This is a genomic window from Streptomyces sp. NPDC006529 (assembly GCF_040611795.1).
Classification (GTDB): domain Bacteria; phylum Actinomycetota; class Actinomycetes; order Streptomycetales; family Streptomycetaceae; genus Streptomyces.
Genome location: NZ_JBEXPB010000004.1, coordinates 179850 through 196961, shown reverse-complemented (window position 1 = coordinate 196961; position 17112 = coordinate 179850). Strand labels below are relative to the sequence as shown.

General features: G+C 72.7%; 17 protein-coding genes. 3 read left to right on the top strand and 14 right to left on the bottom strand.

Annotated elements, in window-relative coordinates; translation table 11 throughout:
- Positions 1-172: 172 nt before the first annotated feature.
- From ABZY31_RS05765 to ABZY31_RS05735, 7 genes are all read right to left on the bottom strand, one after another.
- Positions 173-961: an ABC transporter ATP-binding protein gene (locus ABZY31_RS05765; protein WP_356405183.1), complete on the bottom strand. Its 789-nt coding sequence runs from the start codon at positions 959-961 to the stop codon at positions 173-175.
- Positions 954-1883 carry an ABC transporter permease gene (locus ABZY31_RS05760; RefSeq protein WP_356405181.1) on the bottom strand — a complete coding sequence of 310 codons (930 nt, stop codon included), beginning with the start codon at positions 1881-1883 and terminating at the stop codon, positions 954-956. Before ABZY31_RS05760 ends, ABZY31_RS05765 begins: the two co-directional genes overlap by 8 nt.
- A gap of 157 nt (positions 1884-2040) precedes the next feature.
- Positions 2041-2925 (bottom strand): glycosyltransferase, encoded by an 885-nt coding sequence (locus ABZY31_RS05755; protein WP_356405179.1) that lies wholly within the window; start codon positions 2923-2925, stop codon positions 2041-2043.
- Entirely contained in the window at positions 2922-3701 is a 780-nt protein-coding gene (locus ABZY31_RS05750) for a CDP-alcohol phosphatidyltransferase family protein (protein WP_356405177.1), read from the bottom strand. The genes ABZY31_RS05755 and ABZY31_RS05750 overlap by 4 nt, the downstream gene beginning before the upstream one ends.
- Positions 3679-4740 (bottom strand): iron-containing alcohol dehydrogenase family protein, encoded by a 1062-nt coding sequence (locus ABZY31_RS05745; protein ID WP_356405175.1) that lies wholly within the window; start codon positions 4738-4740, stop codon positions 3679-3681. Before ABZY31_RS05745 ends, ABZY31_RS05750 begins: the two co-directional genes overlap by 23 nt.
- Positions 4728-5480: a phosphocholine cytidylyltransferase family protein gene (locus tag ABZY31_RS05740; protein ID WP_356405173.1), complete on the bottom strand. Its 753-nt coding sequence runs from the start codon at positions 5478-5480 to the stop codon at positions 4728-4730. The genes ABZY31_RS05745 and ABZY31_RS05740 overlap by 13 nt, the downstream gene beginning before the upstream one ends.
- Positions 5477-7264 (bottom strand): DUF5941 domain-containing protein, encoded by a 1788-nt coding sequence (locus tag ABZY31_RS05735; protein ID WP_356405302.1) that lies wholly within the window; start codon positions 7262-7264, stop codon positions 5477-5479. The genes ABZY31_RS05740 and ABZY31_RS05735 overlap by 4 nt, the downstream gene beginning before the upstream one ends.
- A 394-nt stretch (positions 7265-7658) precedes the next feature.
- Here ABZY31_RS05735 and idi point away from each other — a divergent pair, with 394 nt between their 5' ends.
- Positions 7659-8258 (top strand): isopentenyl-diphosphate Delta-isomerase, encoded by a 600-nt coding sequence (idi, locus tag ABZY31_RS05730; protein ID WP_356405171.1) that lies wholly within the window; start codon positions 7659-7661, stop codon positions 8256-8258.
- Positions 8259-8298: 40 nt separating this feature from the next.
- On the opposite strand, the gene ABZY31_RS05725 is transcribed toward idi, so the two are convergent.
- Positions 8299-8838 (bottom strand): ATP-binding protein, encoded by a 540-nt coding sequence (locus tag ABZY31_RS05725; protein WP_356405169.1) that lies wholly within the window; start codon positions 8836-8838, stop codon positions 8299-8301.
- A gap of 94 nt (positions 8839-8932) precedes the next feature.
- Entirely contained in the window at positions 8933-9628 is a 696-nt protein-coding gene (locus tag ABZY31_RS05720) for a DUF308 domain-containing protein (protein WP_356405300.1), read from the bottom strand.
- Positions 9629-9709: 81 nt separating this feature from the next.
- On the opposite strand from ABZY31_RS05720, the gene ABZY31_RS05715 reads away from it, so the two are divergent.
- Positions 9710-10552 carry an enoyl-CoA hydratase/isomerase family protein gene (locus ABZY31_RS05715; RefSeq protein WP_356405167.1) on the top strand — a complete coding sequence of 281 codons (843 nt, stop codon included), beginning with the start codon at positions 9710-9712 and terminating at the stop codon, positions 10550-10552.
- Here ABZY31_RS05715 and ABZY31_RS05710 read toward each other — a convergent pair.
- Positions 10542-11177 (bottom strand): DJ-1/PfpI family protein, encoded by a 636-nt coding sequence (locus ABZY31_RS05710; RefSeq protein WP_356405165.1) that lies wholly within the window; start codon positions 11175-11177, stop codon positions 10542-10544. The genes ABZY31_RS05715 and ABZY31_RS05710 overlap by 11 nt on opposite strands.
- Before the next feature lie 52 nt (positions 11178-11229).
- Positions 11230-12198 carry a GlxA family transcriptional regulator gene (locus ABZY31_RS05705; RefSeq protein WP_356405163.1) on the bottom strand — a complete coding sequence of 323 codons (969 nt, stop codon included), beginning with the start codon at positions 12196-12198 and terminating at the stop codon, positions 11230-11232.
- Positions 12199-12310: 112 nt separating this feature from the next.
- Here ABZY31_RS05705 and ABZY31_RS05700 point away from each other — a divergent pair, with 112 nt between their 5' ends.
- The gene (locus tag ABZY31_RS05700; protein ID WP_356405161.1) at positions 12311-13948 is read left to right on the top strand and encodes an ABC-F family ATP-binding cassette domain-containing protein; all 1638 of its coding nucleotides are present in this window, start codon (positions 12311-12313) and stop codon (positions 13946-13948) included.
- 614 nt (positions 13949-14562) lie between these two features.
- Here the strand turns inward: ABZY31_RS05700 and ABZY31_RS05695 are convergent.
- The 3 genes from ABZY31_RS05695 to ABZY31_RS05685 are packed head-to-tail and all read right to left on the bottom strand — an operon-like array spanning position 14563 to position 16998.
- Positions 14563-15348, bottom strand: a complete 786-nt coding sequence (locus ABZY31_RS05695) for an SDR family oxidoreductase (protein ID WP_356405159.1) — start codon at positions 15346-15348, stop codon at positions 14563-14565.
- The gene (locus tag ABZY31_RS05690) at positions 15345-16577 is read right to left on the bottom strand and encodes an MAB_1171c family putative transporter (protein WP_356405158.1); all 1233 of its coding nucleotides are present in this window, start codon (positions 16575-16577) and stop codon (positions 15345-15347) included. The genes ABZY31_RS05695 and ABZY31_RS05690 overlap by 4 nt, the downstream gene beginning before the upstream one ends.
- Entirely contained in the window at positions 16567-16998 is a 432-nt protein-coding gene (locus ABZY31_RS05685) for a hypothetical protein (RefSeq protein ID WP_356405156.1), read from the bottom strand. Before ABZY31_RS05685 ends, ABZY31_RS05690 begins: the two co-directional genes overlap by 11 nt.
- Positions 16999-17112: the final 114 nt, after the last annotated feature.

The window sequence follows — 17112 nt, the reverse complement described above, 5'->3', positions numbered from 1 at the left end:
GCCCGCTGCCGTGCCCGCCGGTTCCGCGGAGGACAGGACGAGGACATCCCGAGCGCGCCGCGATGGCGCCGCGACACGCCGCAGGCCCCCGCCGTTGCGTACGGCGGAGGCCTGCGGCGTGTCGCCCGTCGGGCCGGGGCCGCGGAAAGCGGTCCGGCCCGTACCGGCCGCTCTAGCGCCCGGTTTCCTTCTCGTAGGCGGAAACGACCTCTTCGGTCGGTCCGTCCATGAGGAGTTCGCCGCGCTCCAGCCACAGGACGCGGTCGCAGGTGTCGCGGATCGACTTGTTGCTGTGGCTCACCAGGAAGACCGTACCGGCCTCCTTGCGGAGTTCCCGGATGCGCTCCTCGGAGCGGATCTGGAACTTCCGGTCACCGGTGGCGAGCGCCTCGTCGATCATCAGGACGTCGTGGTCCTTGGCCGCGGCGATGGAGAAACGCAGCCGGGCCGCCATGCCGGAGGAGTAGGTGCGCATCGGAAGGGAGATGAAGTCGCCCTTTTCGTTGATGCCCGAGAAGTCCACGATCCCCGCGTAGCGCTCCTTGATCTCCTCGCGGGACATGCCCATCGCGAGGCCGCCGAGCATCACGTTGCGCTCGCCGGTCAGATCGTTCATCAGCGCGGCGTTCACGCCGAGCAGGGAGGGCTGCCCGTCGGTGTAGACCTTGCCGGACTCGCAGGGCAGCAGCCCGGCGATGGCCCGCAGCAGGGTGGACTTGCCGGAGCCGTTGGATCCGATGAGGCCGATGGCCTCGCCGCGGTAGGCGGTGAAGGAGACGCCGCGCACGGCGTGCACCTTGCGGACCCCGGGCGTGTCGCCCTTGTTCCTGCGGCGGCGGATTATCTTGTTGAGGGCCGCGGTCGCGCTGCCCCGGCCCCCGCCGCCGGTGTTGACGCGGTAGACGATGTGCACGTCGTCCGCGATGACGGTGGGGACCTGCCCCACGGTGGTGTCAGCCACGGCCGTAACGCTCCTCGGACTTCCAGAAGTAGACGAAGCCCAGACCGCCGACGACGACGGCCCAGCCGATGGCGAAGCCCCACACGTGCGGCGGCAGCTTGGCCGCGGTGTAGTTGTCGATCATGGCGAACCGGATCAGGTCCATGTAGATGGCCGCCGGGTTCCACTGCAGGACGTCCGAGATCCAGGCGGGCTTGCTCTTGAGGAACGTCTCGATGGAGAACATCACACCGGAGGTGTACATCCAGGTGCGCAGCAGGAACGGCATGAGCTGCGCGAGGTCGGGCGTCTTGGAGCCCATCCGCGCGAAGACCAGGGCCAGCCCGGTGTTGAAGACGAACTGGAGCACCAGCGCGGGCACCACCAGCAGCCACGACAGCCGGGGGTAGTTCCCGAACCCGATGGTGATCACGACGACCACGATCATCGAGTACAGCAGCTGCTGGAGCTGCTGGAGCGAGAACGAGATCGGCAGCGAGGCGCGGGGGAAGTGCAGGGCGCGCACCAGGCCGAGGTTGCCGGAGATCGCCCGGACACCGGCCATCACGGAGCTCTGCGTGAAGGTGAAGACGAAGATCCCGATGACCAGGAAGGGGATGTACTCCTTCAGGGTCATGCCCTTGGAGGCGCCGAGGATCACGCCGAAGATCAGCAGGTAGACCGCGGCGTTCAGCAGCGGGGTCGCCACCTGCCAGATCTGGCCGAGCTTGGCCTGGCTGTACTGGGCCATCAGCTTGGCCTGGGAGAAGGCCATGATGAAGTGGCGACGTCCCCAGAGCTGCCGGACGTACTCGCCGAGCCCGGGTCGGGCCCCGCTCACGGACAGGCCGTACTTCTTGGCAAGCTCCGCGGCCGTCAGGCCTTCGTCGGCTGACGGCGGCCTGCTCGTGGCGAGGGCGCCGTCGTGGGTTGTGTCACTCACAAGTTGAAACTTTCGTCTTCAAGATGCGGCAGGGGGGCGTCGGGCTGGCCGCCGGGTGCCGGGGGCAGGTACCCATGCTCCCAGATCCGGCGTGGTCGGCGGATGACGGGTGGACGGCGGGCGGTCGCCGCGGTCGGACGGGGGTGGCGGGCCGCCGTCAGATGACGGGGGGACGGCCGAGCCGGGTCAGGCGCCACACGGTCCGCCACTTCATCGGGCGGCGGGGTCCGCACGGGGCGACCCAGCCCTCCTTGAAGCCGCCGAACCACGCCTTCAGCGCGCTCGCCGAGGGGCGGCGCGCCAGCGTCAGCAGCAGCCAGACGCCGACGTACACCGGAACGAGCGGGGCGGGCAGGTTGCGCCGGGCCAGCCACACCCGGTTGCGGGCCACCATGCGGTGGTAGACCGCGTGCCGGGACGGGGCGGTCTTCGGGTGCAGCAGCACCATGTCCGCGCGGTAGTCGATCAGCCAGCCCGCGTCGAGCGCGCGCCAGGCCAGGTCGGTCTCCTCGTGCGCGTAGAAGAACTCCCCGGGCAGCGGTCCGACCTGCTCGAACACCTTCGTGCGGACGGCGTTGGCGCCGCCGAGGAAGGTGGTCACGCGGGACGACCGCATCGGGTCCGAGGCGCGCAGCCGGGGCACGTGCCGGCGCTGGGTCTCGCCGCTCTCGGGGTCGGTGATCCGGAAGCTGACGATCCCCAGCTCGGGGTCCTCGGCGAAGGCCCGGCGGCACAGCTGCGCGGTGTCGGTGCGCTCCAGCAGCCCGTCGTCGTCGAGGAAGAGCAGGGCGTCCACGTCGCGGCCGCCGGGCCCGAAGGCCTCGATGCCGACGTTGCGGCCGGCCGGGATGCCGACGTTCTCCGGGAGGTCGACGGTGCGGACCCCGTCGGGCAGGCCGGTGACCCGCACGCCCTGGCCCACGACGACGACCTCGATCGGGTCGCCCTCCTGCCGGGCCACCGAGTCGATGAGCGCCTTCAGTTCGTCGGGCCGGTTGCCCATGGTGATGATCACGGCGCCGAGCCGCATCGGGGCGCTCACTTGAGCCTGCTGGAGGCCAGGATCGACACGAGGTGCAGCACGGTCTGGAGGATCGCGATGCCGGCCAGCACGGCCACGCCGAGCCGGGAGAAGTACAGGTCGCCGCGGACCTGGTCCACGACGGCGAGCACCAGGATGAGCAGCGAGGCCTCGATGCCGAGGACCAGGCGGTGGAACTTCAGCGCGGCCGCGGCCCGGCGGGCCAGGGCCATGCCGGACGAGCGCGGCTCGGCCGCCGCGTCCTTGACCACGGGCTTGCCGGCCTGGTGGCGGGCGACGCCGACCAGGTCGGTCTCGGCCTTGATCAGGATCGCGCCGAGCGCCGCGAGGGTGCCCAGGAAGGCCCACAGCCAGTCGACGCGGCTGCCGCCCCACAGGTCCGCGGCGCGCAGGCCGAAGCCCACGAGGACCGCCGCGTCGCACAGGTAGGCGCCGACCCGGTCCAGGTAGACCCCGGAGAGGGAGAACTGCTTCTTCCAGCGGGCGACCTCGCCGTCGACGCAGTCGAGCAGCAGGTAGCCCTGGACCATGACCACGCCGAGTACGGCGCCCCAGACGCCCGGCACCAGCAGCGCCGGGAGGGCGAGGACACCGGAGAGGGTCATCACGTAGGTCAGCTGGTTCGGCGTGACCTTGGTGGTGACCAGGAGACGGGTGATGCGCAGGGAGATCTCGCGCATGTAGAGGCGCCCGCCCCAGTGCTCCCCGCTGACCCGGTCCTTGACGCCCGCCGGGTGAACGACGGGCCGGAGTTCAGCTACGGATGGTCTCTGCATAGTCGGAGTAAGCGTCCCTGATCTCGGCGGCGGACAGGTTGAGGTGCTCCAGGATGGTGAAGCGTCCCGGGCGGGTCTGGGGTGCGTACTCGACGGCCTCGACGAACTCGTCCACGCTGAACCCGATCTCCTCGGGCAGCACGGGCAGGCCGTGGCGCCGCAGTACCTCGGCGAAGAGCCCGGACTGCTCGCGGGCCCCGCGCAGGTGCATCGCGAAGGCCGCGCCGATGCCGACCTGCTCGCCGTGGAGCGCGGAGCGGCCGGGGTACAGCAGGTCGAAGGCGTGGCTGATCTCGTGGCAGGCGCCCGAGGAAGGACGGCTGTCGCCGCTGATCGCCATGGCGATGCCGGACAGTACGAGGGACTCGGAGAAGACGGTGAGGAACTCGTCGTCGCCGCAGTCGCCCGGGTGGCGCAGGACGGCTTCTCCGGCGGTCCGGGCCATCGCGGCGGCCAGGCCGTCGACCGGCTCGCCGGTGAGGCGGTGCGAGAGCTCCCAGTCGGCGATCGCCGAGATGTTGGAGATCACGTCGCCGATGCCGGCGCGGACGAAGCGCACCGGGGCTTCCTTGATCACGTCGAGGTCGATGACCATCGCGATCGGCATCGGCACGCCGTAGGAGCCCCGCCCGTTGTCGTTGTCCAGGATGGACACCGGCGAGCAGATGCCGTCGTGCGAGAGGTTCGTGGCGACGGACACCATGGGCAGCCCGACCCGCGCCGCGGCGTACTTCGCCACGTCGATGATCTTGCCGCCGCCCAGGCCGACCACCGCGTCGTAGCGGCGGCCCTTTATGTCGTCGGCCAGCTTGACCGCGGAGTCGAGGGTGCCGTCGACGACGGGGTACCAGTCGGCGTACGGGAGCACGGGCTCCAGCTTGGCGCGCAGCACCTGACCGGACCCGCCGCTGATCGCGATCGCCAGCTTGCCGGACGCGGAGATCCGCTGGTCGGCCAGGAGGCCGGCCAGGTCGTCCATGGCGCCGTGGCTGATGTCGACGACGACCGGCGAGGGGATGAGCCGCGTCAGTACAGGCATGCGATCGTCCGGCCCTTGGCGAGGTCGTCGTGGTTGTCGATCTCGACCCACTTGACGTCGCCGATGGGGGCCACGTCGATCGTGAAACCGTCGTCGACGAGCTGCTGGTAGCCGTCCTCGTAGTAGAGGTCGGGGTCGCGCTCGAAGGTGGTCTTCAGCGCCTCGGCCAGCGCCTCGGCGGCCTCCGGCTCGATGAGGGTGACGCCGATGTACTCGCCGGTGGCGGTGGCGGGGTCCATCAGCTTGGTGATGCGCCGCACGCCCTTCTCACCGTCGGTGATGACCTTCATCTCCTCGTCGGCCAGGTGCTTGACCGTGTCGAGGGCGAGAATGATCTTCTGGCCGCGGCCGCGGGCGTCCAGCAGGGTGCGCTCGACGGAGACCGGGTGCACGGTGTCGCCGTTGGCGAGGATGACGCCCTGCTTCAGGACCTCGCGGGCGCACCACAGGGAGTAGGCGTTGTTCCACTCCTCGGCCTTGTCGTTGTCGATCAGCGTGATCTTGACGCCGTACTTGGCTTCCAGCGCCTCGCGGCGCGCGTAGACGGCTTCCTTGCGGTAGCCGACGACGACGGCGACCTCGGTCAGGCCGACCTCGGCGAAGTTGCCGAGGGTCAGGTCGAGGACCGTGATGCTCTCCTCGTCGCCTTCGGGGCCGACGGGCACGAGGGCCTTGGGAAGGGTGTCGGTGTAGGGACGCAGGCGGCGTCCGGCACCGGCCGCGAGGACAAGGCCGATCATGCTGGTTCTCCTTCGTCATGTACGGCGGGTGCTCCCGAGGAGACCCAGAACCGGATGCTCTCCGCGAGCACCACGAGTGCCACGAACACGGCCAGGGCCGTGAGCGCGACGGGGAAGTCCGAGGCGCGCTCCGCCAGGACGGCGGCCAGGACCGTGATCAACAGGACCCGGCCCTCGTGGCCGCCCGTCGTCCGCACCAGCCAGCGCGGGGGCGCGCCGGTGCCGCCGCGGATGCGGTACACCGTGTCGTAGTGATGGTAGGCGACCGCCGCGACCAGTCCGAATGCCGCCGGAAGGGCCCCGGGGACGTCCGCCTTGGCGGCGAGGATCAGCACGGTCGTGTACTCGGCGAACCGGAAGAGCGGCGGGACGAGCCAGTCGAGGGCGCCCTTGAGGGGGCGGGCGACGGCCGCGCCGGCGAGGACGGCGTAGAACACGGCGGCGACGACCACCTGGCGGGCGCCGAAGGCGGACGCCCACGCCGTCCACACCAGGGCGGCCGAACCGGCCGCGGCGAAGACGACACCGGCTCCCGGCGCCATCCGCCCCGCCACCCGGCCCACGAGTTCCGCCACCGGGCCCGGGTCGGCCAGGTCGGCGAGGGCTTGGGCGGCCCGGTCGGTGCGGGTCGCCCTGCGGGTCAGGGAGCGCAGGACGCGGCCCGCGGTGGTGTAGAGCGCGCCGAAGGCGCAGCCGACGAGCAGCGCGTAGAAGACGGTGCGCGGGGTGGTGAGGGCGGTCAGGACCGCGATCATCGCCCAGCGCTCGCCGATCGGCAGGATGATCATGCGGCGGACCCAGACCGTCCAGCCGACGCTGTCGAGCCGGCCGGACAGCGCCGCGGTGGGGCTCGTATTGGCGGTCGCGTCGTGGTTGGCCTCGTTGAAGGCGAAGTCCACGACGTGCCGGCAGGTCATGAGGATCATCGAGCCGAGAGCGAGGGCCCACACGTCGTCGCCGTGGCGGGCGGCGCCGAGGGCCAGGCCCGCGTAGAAGGCGTACTCCTTCGCGCGGTCGAAGGTGGCGTCGAGCCAGGCGCCCATCGTCGAGTACTGGAGCGAGTAGCGGGCGAGCTGCCCGTCGGTGCAGTCCAGGACGAAGGAGACGAGGAGCAGCACGCCCGCGGCCACGTAGCCCCAGCGGTCGCCGGTCGCGGCGCAGCCCGCCGCGATCAGCGCGGTGATCAGCGAGGCGGTGGTGACCTGGTTCGGGGTGAGCCCGCGGCGCGCGCACCAGCGGGCGATGTAGCGCGAGTACGGGCTGATGAAGAAGGTGGTGAAGAACCCGTCGCGGGACTTCACGGCGGTGCGCAGCCGGACGGCCTCGTCGTCGACGGCGGCCACGGCGGCCTCGGCGGCCGCGCGCTCGGGGCCCGCGGCGGGCACGGACGCGACCAGGTTGCCCAGCTCGGGCCGGTGCACGGGGGTGCCGGCGGCCTCGACGGCCGCGGCGAGCCGGTCCGGGTTGGGAGCGGGGGCCGACGCCGCGCCGTCGGCCGCGACGGCGCGGGTGAGCGCGGCGCGGGCGGCGCTCCGGACGGCGAGCGCGCCCGGTACCGCGCAGGCGTCGAAGCGCGGGTCGGTCAGGGCCAGCCGCAGGGCGTGCAGGTGCCCGACGAATTCACTGTCGACGATCGCGACCCGCTGGTCGGCGGGTACGGCGGCCAGCACGGCGGCAGTGCGGACCGGATCGGTCGCGGGCTCGACGTCGAAGCCGAGCGACCTCAGGTCGTCCGCGAGCGCTGAGCCGGGAACCGGCTGGCCGGTGAGGATGGCGGTCGGCAGACGAACTCACTCCTTGCGACGTACACACGGGACGGCCGCCACGAGGGGCGGCGGCACGTCGGCAGAGGCTATCGGATGAAGGGAACCGGGCATTCACCACCCGTTCGCGACCGACGATCCGACGATTGTCCGGCGTGCGGACCCGTTCGGATCATCATTGACGATCGTGCCACGCACGCCAAACCGCCCGGGTGCGAGGGTGCGCGGGCGAGCGGCGCGGGGCACCGCGGGGGCTCCGGTGCCGGACGATCCGGCCCCTGTACCCCTGGGCACGGGCAGGTGTCCGCCGCCGCATACCACGCCTCGGGGGGCAGCCCGCCGCAGATCACCGAAGTGGGGACAAGCCGCATTTGTGCGGCAGACTGAACGCCGAAGTCCGAAGCGAAGGATGGGTATGCCGACCACACCAGCCACCGCCGCGAACAGCGCGTCCACCGGCACCGGCACTCAAGAACCGATCATGCTCGAACTTGTCGACGAGTCCGGTCAGACCATCGGTACGGCTGAGAAGCTCTCCGCACATCAGGCGCCCGGCCTGCTGCACCGGGCCTTTTCCGTGTTCCTCTTCGACGGACAGGGGCGGCTGCTGCTCCAGCAGCGGGCCCTCGGGAAGTACCACTCCCCCGGCGTCTGGTCGAACACGTGCTGCGGACACCCCTATCCCGGGGAGTCCCCGTTCGCCGCGGCCGCCCGGCGCACCCACGAGGAGCTGGGGCTGTCGCCCTCGCTGCTGGCGCAGGCGGGGACCGTGCGCTACAACCATCCGGATCCCGCGTCGGGGCTGGTCGAGCAGGAGTACAACCACCTGTTCGTGGGACTCGCGCAGGCGCGGCTCGACCCGGATCCGGACGAGGTCGGCGACACCGCCTTCGTGACGGCCGACGAGCTGGTGAAGCGCCATGCCGAGGCGCCGTTCTCGGCCTGGTTCATGACCGTGCTCGACGCGGCGCGTCCGGCGATCCGCGAGCTGACCGGCGAAGCCGCGGGCTGGTAGGCCTCGCCGTGCGGCGCCCCCGGGGCGCCGCCGGTGCCGGTCAGCCCGCCGCGGTGAGCGGGCCCGGGGCGGTGAGCGGCAGGGCCGCCCAGATGACCTTGCCGCCGGTCGAGGTGTGCTCGACGTCGCAGACCCCGCCCGCCTCCCGGGTGATCTCGCGCACCAGCAGCAGGCCCCGGCCGCCCGTCTGGCCGAAATCCGCCTCCAGCGCCTTGGGCCGGTAGGGATGGTCGTCCTCGACGGCCACCCGCACCCACTCGCGGCCGATGGCGACCTCGACGGCCACCTCCGGCGAGAGCAGGGCCGCGTGCCGTACCGAGTTGGTGACGAGCTCGGAGACGATCAGCAGCAGCGAGTAGACCAGGTCCCGGTCGGCCGGTACGCCCTGGCGGCCGAGCAGGTCACGCACCGCCCGGCGCGCCTGCGGAACGGATTCTTCTGTGGAGGGCGCGGTGAACCGCCACACGCCCTCGTAGGCGAGGGGACCGGCCGGGTCGACCGGCGCGCTCCCCCCGGCTGGCGGGACATTCCCGCTGACGTCCATCTTCCGGCCCCCGTCTTCACGCTCGATCGTCTCCACGCGTCAAGAGTGGGGACGGGGTCGGCGCGGACCGGACCACTGACCATAAGTCAGCGTTATTCGGACGCTTTTTGACCGTCGAAGTATGGCCTCGTCAGTTGTTCGACTGTTCTTGATCTCCCACGGCCCGCTTATCGGCCGCCTGCCGTGCAGTGGCCGCCACGGCCGGATCGGTCACCGGCACCGCCGCCACCTCGTCCTCCCTGACCAGGCCGAGGATCCGGCGCGCGCCCATGCCGAGCGCCACCAGACTCAGTCCGTCGAACAGCAGGGCGAGCGAGAAGAAGGTTCCGATCACGTACTGACTGCTGCCCGGCCAGCGCCACAGCACCAGCACGCCCAGCAGGATCCCGAAGGCGCCCTGGACCAGGGTCAGCACGAAGTTCGATCCCCGCACCACCAGGGCGCCCGCCAGCCGGAACACCCCGCCGGTGAGGAAGAGCAGCGCGGCGAACATGGTCAGCGCCTCGGCGCTCGCCTCGGGGCGGCGCAGGATCACGAACCCGGCGGCGAGGTTGATCGCGGCGACGATGACGGCGAGCCAGAAGTAGTTGCTCTTGCGGGCCTGCACCGCCTGGAGCAGGCCGACCAGTCCGCCGATCAGCAGCAGCCAGCCGAAGAGGAACATCGAGGTCAGCGTCGCGACCCCGGTGTAGATGAGGCCGACCAGCCCGGCCACGACGAGGATCACCCCGAGCAGGGCCAGCAGTCCGAAGCCCCGGCTCAGCTTCTTCTTCTCCTGCTTCTGCTGCCCGGCCCCGTCGATGCGGCGTGTGCGGTCTGCGGCCATGGACATGCCTCTTTCTCGCACCCCCCGAGCCCCCCGGACTCCTTGATCATAGGATCGACCGGCCGGGATAGCATCCGGCGCATGGACGCGCAGCTACTGCACACCGTCGCGGACGGGGTCGCCACGGTCGTCATCTCGAACCCCGCCAAGCGCAACGCCATGACCGCCGCGATGTGGCGCGCGCTGCCCGGGCTGCTGGAGACGCTGGCGGCCGATCCCGCGGTACGGGCCCTGGTGCTGACCGGAGCCGGCGCCACCTTCTGCGCCGGGGCCGACATCTCCTCGCTGCGGGGCCGGGAGCCGCTGCCGGAGGCGGGGGCCGCGGCGGGAGCGGTGCCTTCGCCGGAGGCGGGGGCCGGTCCGGCCGACGACCCGCAGGCGCTGGCCGTGCGGGCCGAGGAGGCGCTCGCCGCGTTCCCGAAGCCGACGCTGGCCGCGATCCGCGGGTTCTGCGTGGGCGGCGGCAGCCAGCTCGCCGCCGCCTGCGACCTGCGGTTCGCCGAGGAGGGCGCGTCCTTCGGGGTGACCCCCGCCAAGCTCGGCATCGTCTACCCCGCCTCCTCGACCCGCCGCCTGACCGCCCTGGTGGGCCCCGCGACGGCCAAGTACCTCCTCTTCTCCGGCGAGCTGATCGACGCGGGGCGGGCGCTGCGGACCGGTCTGGTGGACGAGCTGCTGCCCGCGGGCCGGCTGGACGAGCGGGTCGCGGAGTTCACCCGGATCCTGACCGGCCGCTCGCAGCTCACCCAGGCCGCCGCGAAGGAGTTCGCGAACGGACGGACCGACCGGGACGCCCACTGGGCCGAGCAGGCGCGCGCCGGCGGCGACACCGCCGAGGGGGTCGCCGCCTTCCTGGAGCGCCGCACGCCCGCCTTCACCTGGACGCTGGGCGCGGCCGCGGCGCCCGGTGCGGCTACTCCATGACGAACCGGCTCTTCTCCCGCCACTGCGCCACCAGGTCGGCGGGCGCCTTCTGCGGCGAGCCCGCGTCGTAGGGCGGCTGGGGGTCGTACTCGGTCAGCAGCTGGACGGACTGGGCGACCCGGTCCCCGCCGATCCGGCCCAGCAGGGTCAGGCCCATGTCGATGCCGGAGGACACCCCGGCCGCGGTCACGTACTTGCCGTCGGTGACGACCCGCTCCCCCGTCGGCCGCGCCCCGTACGCCGGGAGCTGGTCCAGGGCCAGCCAGTGGCTGGTCGCGCGGCGGCCCCGGAGCAGGCCGGCGGCGGCCAGCAGCAGCGAGCCGGTGCACACCGAGGTGGTCCACAGGGTGGTGGCGTCGACGGCGCGGAGCCAGTCGAGCAGCACCTCGTTCTTCATCTGCGCGCTCTGCCCCGGGCCGCCGGGGACCAGCAGGATGTCGGGGGACGTCACCTCGGCGAGGGACCGCTCGGCGACGAGCGCGAGCTGGTCGGAGTCGTTGCGGACGGGGCCCGGGCGCTCCGCGACGAAGACGCTCTGGGCGCCGGGCAGCCGGCCCAGGGTGTCGAAGGGGCCGATGGCGTCGAGGGCGGTGAAGCCGTCGAAGAGCAAAATGGCGATCTGCATGCGGTGTCCTCCGGAAAGGGAGAGTCGGAAAGGGGAAGCCGGGAAGGGGCGGTCACCCGGCGCCGAAGCGCCGCCGGTATTCGGCGGGCGGCTGGCCGAGGATCTTGACGAAGGCCCGCCGCAGCGCCTCGGGGGTGCCGTAACCGCAGGCCCGGGCGATCTGGGCGACGCCGTCCGAGGTGTCCTCCAGCAGCCGCCGGGCGTGCTCGATGCGGACGCGCTCCACGTAGCGGCCGGGGGTGGTCCCGGTCTCGGCGTGGAAGGCGCGGGCGAAGTGCCGGGGCGAGAGGCGGGCCCGGGCGGCGAGCGCCTCGACCGTCAGCTCGGCCCCGGGATGCCCGGTGATCCAGTGCTGTACTTCGCGCAGCGGTTCGCGCCGGGCGCTCTGGGCGGCGAGCAGCGCGCTGAACTGCGCCTGGTTGCCCGGTCTGCGCAGGTAGACCACCAGGTGGCGGGCGATGTCGAGGGCGAGGTCCCGGCCGTGGTCCTCCTCCACCAGGGCCAGCGCGAGGTCGATGCCGGCGGTCACCCCGGCCGAGGTGGCCACGTACCCGTCCCGGACGTAGATCGGTTCGGGGTCCACCCGCACCTCGGGGTAGTCCCGGGCCATCCGCTCGCAGGCGTTCCAGTGGCTGGTGGCGCGGCGGCCGTCGAGCAGCCCCGCCTCGGCGAGCAGCAGGGCGCCCGTGCAGACGGCGACGAGCCGGCCCGGTCGTGCGCCGTGCGCGCGCAGCCAGTCGGTGAGCCGCGGCTCGAAGTCCCCCCGGTAGCGGCCGCCGGGCACCAGCAGCGTGGTGCCGGGGCCCGGAACGGCGTCCTCCAGGGCTTCGTCGGGGACCAGGGTCAGCCCGCTGCCGGTCCGCACGGGCGCGCCGCCCGGCGACGCCGTGCGGATCCGGTAGCCCGCACGGCCGGGGTAGTGGCCCACGCCCGCGAAGACCTCCACGGGGCCGGTGACGTCCAGGCTCTGGACGCCGTCGTAGAGCAGGACGAGGACGTCCCGGCAGGTTTCGGTGGGCATGGATCCATCGTCTTCCCGCCGGGTGGACGTCCGCAATGCCGGGCTCCCCACCTTTCCTGCCACCGCCTCATCGGTCGGCCGGGCGGGGGACGGCCGATAGGATCGACGGATCATGACTGCAACCCTCGTCGCCAAGGAACTCGCCGCCGGGCACGGTGCGCGCTCGCTCTTCACCGGGCTCGACCTCGTCGTCGCCCCCGGTGACGTCATCGGCCTCGTCGGCGTCAACGGCGCCGGGAAGTCGACGCTGCTGCGCCTGCTCGCCGGTCTGGACACGCCGGAGACCGGTGAGCTGCGGCTCTCCCCGCCGACCGCCACCGTCGGCCACCTGCCGCAGGAGCCGGAGCGCCGCCCGGGCGAGTCGATCCGGGAGTTCTTGGCCCGCCGGACCGGGGTGGCCGCCGCGCAGACGGAGCTGGACGAGGCCACGCAGGGCCTGGTGGACGGCGTCGCGGGCGCGGACGACGCGTACGCGACCGCGCTGGACCGGTGGCTGGACCTCGGGGGCGCGGACCTGGACGAGCGGGCCCAGGAGGTCGCCGCCGACCTCGGTCTGTCCGTCGGCCTCGACCTGCCGATGACCGCGCTCTCCGGCGGCCAGGCCGCCCGCGCCGGGCTCGCGTCGCTGCTGCTGTCGCGCTACGACGTCTTCCTGCTCGACGAGCCGACCAACGACCTCGACCTGGAGGGTCTGGAGCGGCTGGAGGCCTTCGTGAAGGGGCTGCGCGCGGGCACGGTGGTGATCAGCCACGACCGCGAGTTCCTCACCCGGACGGTCACCAAGGTCCTCGAACTCGACCTGGCCCAGCAGGAGATCAACCTGTACGGCGGCGGGTACGACGCCTACCTGGAGGAGCGCGAGCGGGCCCGGACGCACGCCCGCGAGGAGTTCGACGAGTACGCCGACAAGCGCTCGGCGCTCGAAGGGCGCGCGCAGATGCAGCGCGGCTGGATGGACAAGGGCGTCAAGAACGCCCGGCGCAAGGCGACCGACAACGACAAGATCGGCAAGAAGTTCCGCAGCGAGGCCAGCGAGAAGCAGGCCTCGAAGGCGCGCCAGACGCAGCGCGCGATCGAGCGCCTCGACGTGGTCGAGGAGCCGCGCAAGGAGTGGGAGCTGCACATGGAGATCGCGGCGGCGCCGCGCTCCGGCTCGGTGGTCGCGACCCTGCGCGAGGCGACCGTGCGGCGCGGGGAGTTCACCTTCGGGCCGGCCAGTCTCCAGCTGGACTGGGCGGACCGGGTGGCGATCACCGGGGCGAACGGCGCCGGGAAGTCCACGCTGCTCGCGGTGCTGCTGGGGCGGCTCGCGCCGGACTCCGGTGCGGCGACGCTCGGTTCGGGCGTGCTGGTGGGTGAGGTGGACCAGGCGCGCGGGCTGTTCCTCGGCGACGAACCGCTGCTGGAGGCGTTCTGCGCGGCGGTGCCGGAGACGGAGCCGGCGGAAGTGCGTACGCTGCTCGCGAAGTTCGGCCTGAAGGCGGCGCACGTGCTGCGCCCGGCGGGCACGTTGTCCCCGGGCGAGCGGACCCGGGCGGCGCTGGCCCTGCTCCAGGGGCGCGGGGTGAACCTGCTGGTGCTGGACGAGCCGACGAACCACCTCGACCTTCCCGCGATCGAGCAGCTGGAGTCCGCGCTGGAGGCGTACGAGGGCACGCTGCTGCTGGTCACGCACGACCGGCGGATGCTGGACGCGGTGCACGTGACGCGCCGCCTGCGGGTGGCCGAGGGCCGCGTCACGGAGGAATAGCCCCGGCTGTCCCCCCTGTCCGACCACCGTCGCGCTGCGTCTCCGGTCGGGCCCGGGGTGCGTCTCCGGCTGGGGCCGGGGTGCGCCTCCGGTCCGGCCCTGGGGTGCGCCTCCGGTCCGGCCCTGGGGTGCGCCTTCGTGTTTCTCCGGTCCGGCCCCGGGGTGCGCATCCGGCCGGTCCCCGGGTGTGCCTCCCGTCGGACCCGGGTGCGTCTCCGTCCGGTCCCCGGGTGCGCCTCCGGCGGGGCCTACGGCATGCCTCCGGCGGCGCCTCAAACGCCGGCGAGGCTAGTTTTGCCCCGCTCCGGCGCCTCGGCACCGAGCCGAAACCACATCCAGCCTCGCCGGCGATTGAGGGGCCGCCGGAGGCAACCGCAGCCCCCCGGCGTCCGAGGACGAACCGAACCCAGGCCCACCAACCCAACCCAACCCCGCGAGCGTTTGAGGCGGACCAGCCAACCAGCTGCACCACGCCAGCTCACCCGCACCACCCCAGCCTCGCCGGCGTTTGAGGCGCCGCCGGAGGCAACCTCAGCCCCCCGGCGTCGGAGGGCTGACCGAACCCGGCCCACCACCCCAGCCCCGCCGGCGATTGAGGCGGGCCCGGCCCGGGGTCAGGCTTGGTTCGGCGGGGGGAGGCGTTTGCGGGCCATGCGCTGGGCCACCAGCCCCCGCGGAAGGTGCCGCACGGCCATCGCGTACGCCTGGTACCGCCGCCCGGTGACGCTCAGCGGCCGCCCCCGCGCAAGGTCCCGCAGCGCCTGTGCGACCACGGCCTCCGGCTCCAGCCAGACCGCGTCGGACAGCTTGCTGACGTCCATCCCCGCCCGCTCCTGGAACTCGGTCCGGGTGAAGCCCGGGACCACCGCCAGGACGCGGACCCCGTACGGCGCCATGTCCACGCGCAGCGATTCGCTGAAGGCGGTGACCCACGCCTTGGCCGCCCCGTACGTGCCGGTCGGCAGCAGCCCCGCGACGGAGGACACGTTCAGCACCGCCCCGCGCCGCCGCTCCCGCAGCCCCGGCAGCACCGCGTGCGTCAGCCGCATCGGCACCTTGACCAGCAGGTCGAGCATCCGCTCCTCGTCCTCGACCGGGCTGTACGGGAAGGGCGCCGGGAGCCCGAAGCCCGCGTTGTTGACCAGGACGTCCACCGGCCGCCCCGCGTCGGCGAGCCGCTCCTCGACGGCGGCGCACCGTGCCGGATCGAGCAGGTCGGCGGGCAGCACCTCCACCTCCGCGCCGAACTCCCGGTGCAGCTCCTGCGCCAGGGCCCCCAGGCGGTCCTTGTCACGGGCGACGAGGACCAGGTCGCAGCCCTTGGCGGCGAACCCGCGGGCGAAGGCGGCGCCGAGCCCGGCACTGGCCCCGGTGATCAGTACGGTGGTGCGGCGGTTCACGGACGGTCTCGCTTTCCGGGTCGTGCGGGCGGTTCGGGGGTGAAGGTCCGCGTCGCGGCGGATCCGTAGGCCTGGGCGACCTCGACGAGGAAGCTCTTCTCGTCCTCCAGGTCGCTGCCCTCGACGGTGCCCGCGGGTCCGTGCACCGAGGACGGGACGTACAGCGGCTCGGCGCCGTCCTGCGGCCGCCCGGCCAGCCCGTCGAGCTTGGCCTGCCGGGCTTCCTTGAGCACGCACGCCAGCGCGGCCGCGCCGCGGCGCTGGGCGGGCACTCCGGCGCCCGCGACGTGGCTGCGGGCGCGCTCCGGGACGCCCTGGACGACGTACTCGTTGAGGATCAGGATCGCGTCCCGGGTCTCGATGACCTTGCGGTAGACCAGCAGGTCGCGCGGGACCGGCGGCCACAGCAGCTCCACGACCCGCCCGGCCCGCGGCTTCGTCAGCGCCACGTGCGGCACCGCCTCGACCAGGTCGCGCCACAGCGGCCACAGCCGCCACGCGGTGCCGATGTCGGACGCGGTCCGTCGCACGCCGAACAGCACGGGCACGAGCAGCGCGGCGGCGCGCAGCAGCCCGTGCAGGTTCATCAGCAGGGGCAGCCAGGGCATGGCGGCGGTGCTGCCGAACAGCAGCTTGAGCAGGTAGACGAACCAGAACACCCCGGCGAGCGCGGTGCCCAGGCCGAACAGCCGCAGCCCGGCGGCCAGGCCCCGGCTCTCGGTGCGCAGGCTGTAGCGCCAGCAGACGTACACGCAGGCGGTGTTGGCGCTGAGGTGGGCCGCGATGAGCACGAGCCAGTAGCCGAGGGAGGGCACCGGGTCGCCGTGCGGCGGGATGGTGTGCGTGCCGTGGCCGGGGGCGGCGTGATCGAGCAGGACCAGGGCGGTCAGCAGGCCCACGGTGGTGACGGCGGCGGTCTGGCGCAGCCGCCGGCCCCGGGTGGTGGCCGCGGCGACGAAGTAGAGGACGGCGCCCGCGGAGAAGACGCCGATGAGGTTGCGGACCAGTCCGACGGTGTGCGAGTACGCGGGGTCGCGCATCGCGTACGTCACCACGTCGGGCAGGTTCAGGGTCATCGCCGCGGCGGCCGTGGCGACGGCGAGCAGCAGTCCGCGCTGCTGCGGGGAGCGGACGGCGGCCGGGGAGCGCAGCAGGACCGCGAGCCACAGGCAGACCACGCTGGGCACCGCCAGGGAGTCCCCGAAGGCGGCGATGGGGTCAGGCGCCATGCTGCACCCGCCGGTACCCCATGGCGGACTCCAGGCGCGCCAGGGTCCCGGCGGCCTCGTCGACCGGGGGCAGTCCCGCCCTCGTCCGGATCAGGCTGGCCAGCATCTCGGCCTCCTGTTCCTGCCGGGTGGTGTAGTTGGTGCGGCCGAGGATGACCGGGGCCTCGGCGCCGCTCTCCTCGCTCGTCAGCGAGTTGTGGCCGAAGAGGATGTGGCCCAGTTCGTGGAGGACGATGTGCTCGCGGTGCAGCGGGGAGGTCTGGGCCTCGTAGAAGACGTAGTCGACGCTCGTGGTGCCCACCCACAGGCCGCACACGCCGGATTCGGCAGCTTCCTTGGGAAGCGGGTGCAGCCGGATGGGCCGGCCCCGCTGCTCGGCGATGCGCCCGCACAGGGCGTCGAGGGAAAACGGATGCGGCAAGTCCAAACGGCCGAGAATCATCTCGCAGCGTTTGCGCAGGCTGAGTTGCCGGTATGGCATGTGCTCCCTCTTCGGACCCTTTCCCGGGCAGCGTCGATAGGCAGGGGCTGATGT

Coding starts and splice junctions, on each gene's coding strand:
- ABZY31_RS05750 (WP_356405177.1), bottom strand. CDS start 3,701: ATGCAGAGACCATCCGTAGCTGAACTCCGGCCCGTCGTTCACCCGGCG.
- ABZY31_RS05705 (WP_356405163.1), bottom strand. CDS start 12,198: ATGCCCACCGAAACCTGCCGGGACGTCCTCGTCCTGCTCTACGACGGC.
- ABZY31_RS05700 (WP_356405161.1), top strand. CDS start 12,311: ATGACTGCAACCCTCGTCGCCAAGGAACTCGCCGCCGGGCACGGTGCG.
- ABZY31_RS05710 (WP_356405165.1), bottom strand. CDS start 11,177: ATGCAGATCGCCATTTTGCTCTTCGACGGCTTCACCGCCCTCGACGCC.
- ABZY31_RS05720 (WP_356405300.1), bottom strand. CDS start 9,628: ATGGCCGCAGACCGCACACGCCGCATCGACGGGGCCGGGCAGCAGAAG.
- ABZY31_RS05740 (WP_356405173.1), bottom strand. CDS start 5,480: ATGATCGGCCTTGTCCTCGCGGCCGGTGCCGGACGCCGCCTGCGTCCC.
- idi (WP_356405171.1), top strand. CDS start 7,659: ATGCCGACCACACCAGCCACCGCCGCGAACAGCGCGTCCACCGGCACC.
- ABZY31_RS05745 (WP_356405175.1), bottom strand. CDS start 4,740: ATGCCTGTACTGACGCGGCTCATCCCCTCGCCGGTCGTCGTCGACATC.
- ABZY31_RS05690 (WP_356405158.1), bottom strand. CDS start 16,577: ATGGCGCCTGACCCCATCGCCGCCTTCGGGGACTCCCTGGCGGTGCCC.
- ABZY31_RS05715 (WP_356405167.1), top strand. CDS start 9,710: ATGGACGCGCAGCTACTGCACACCGTCGCGGACGGGGTCGCCACGGTC.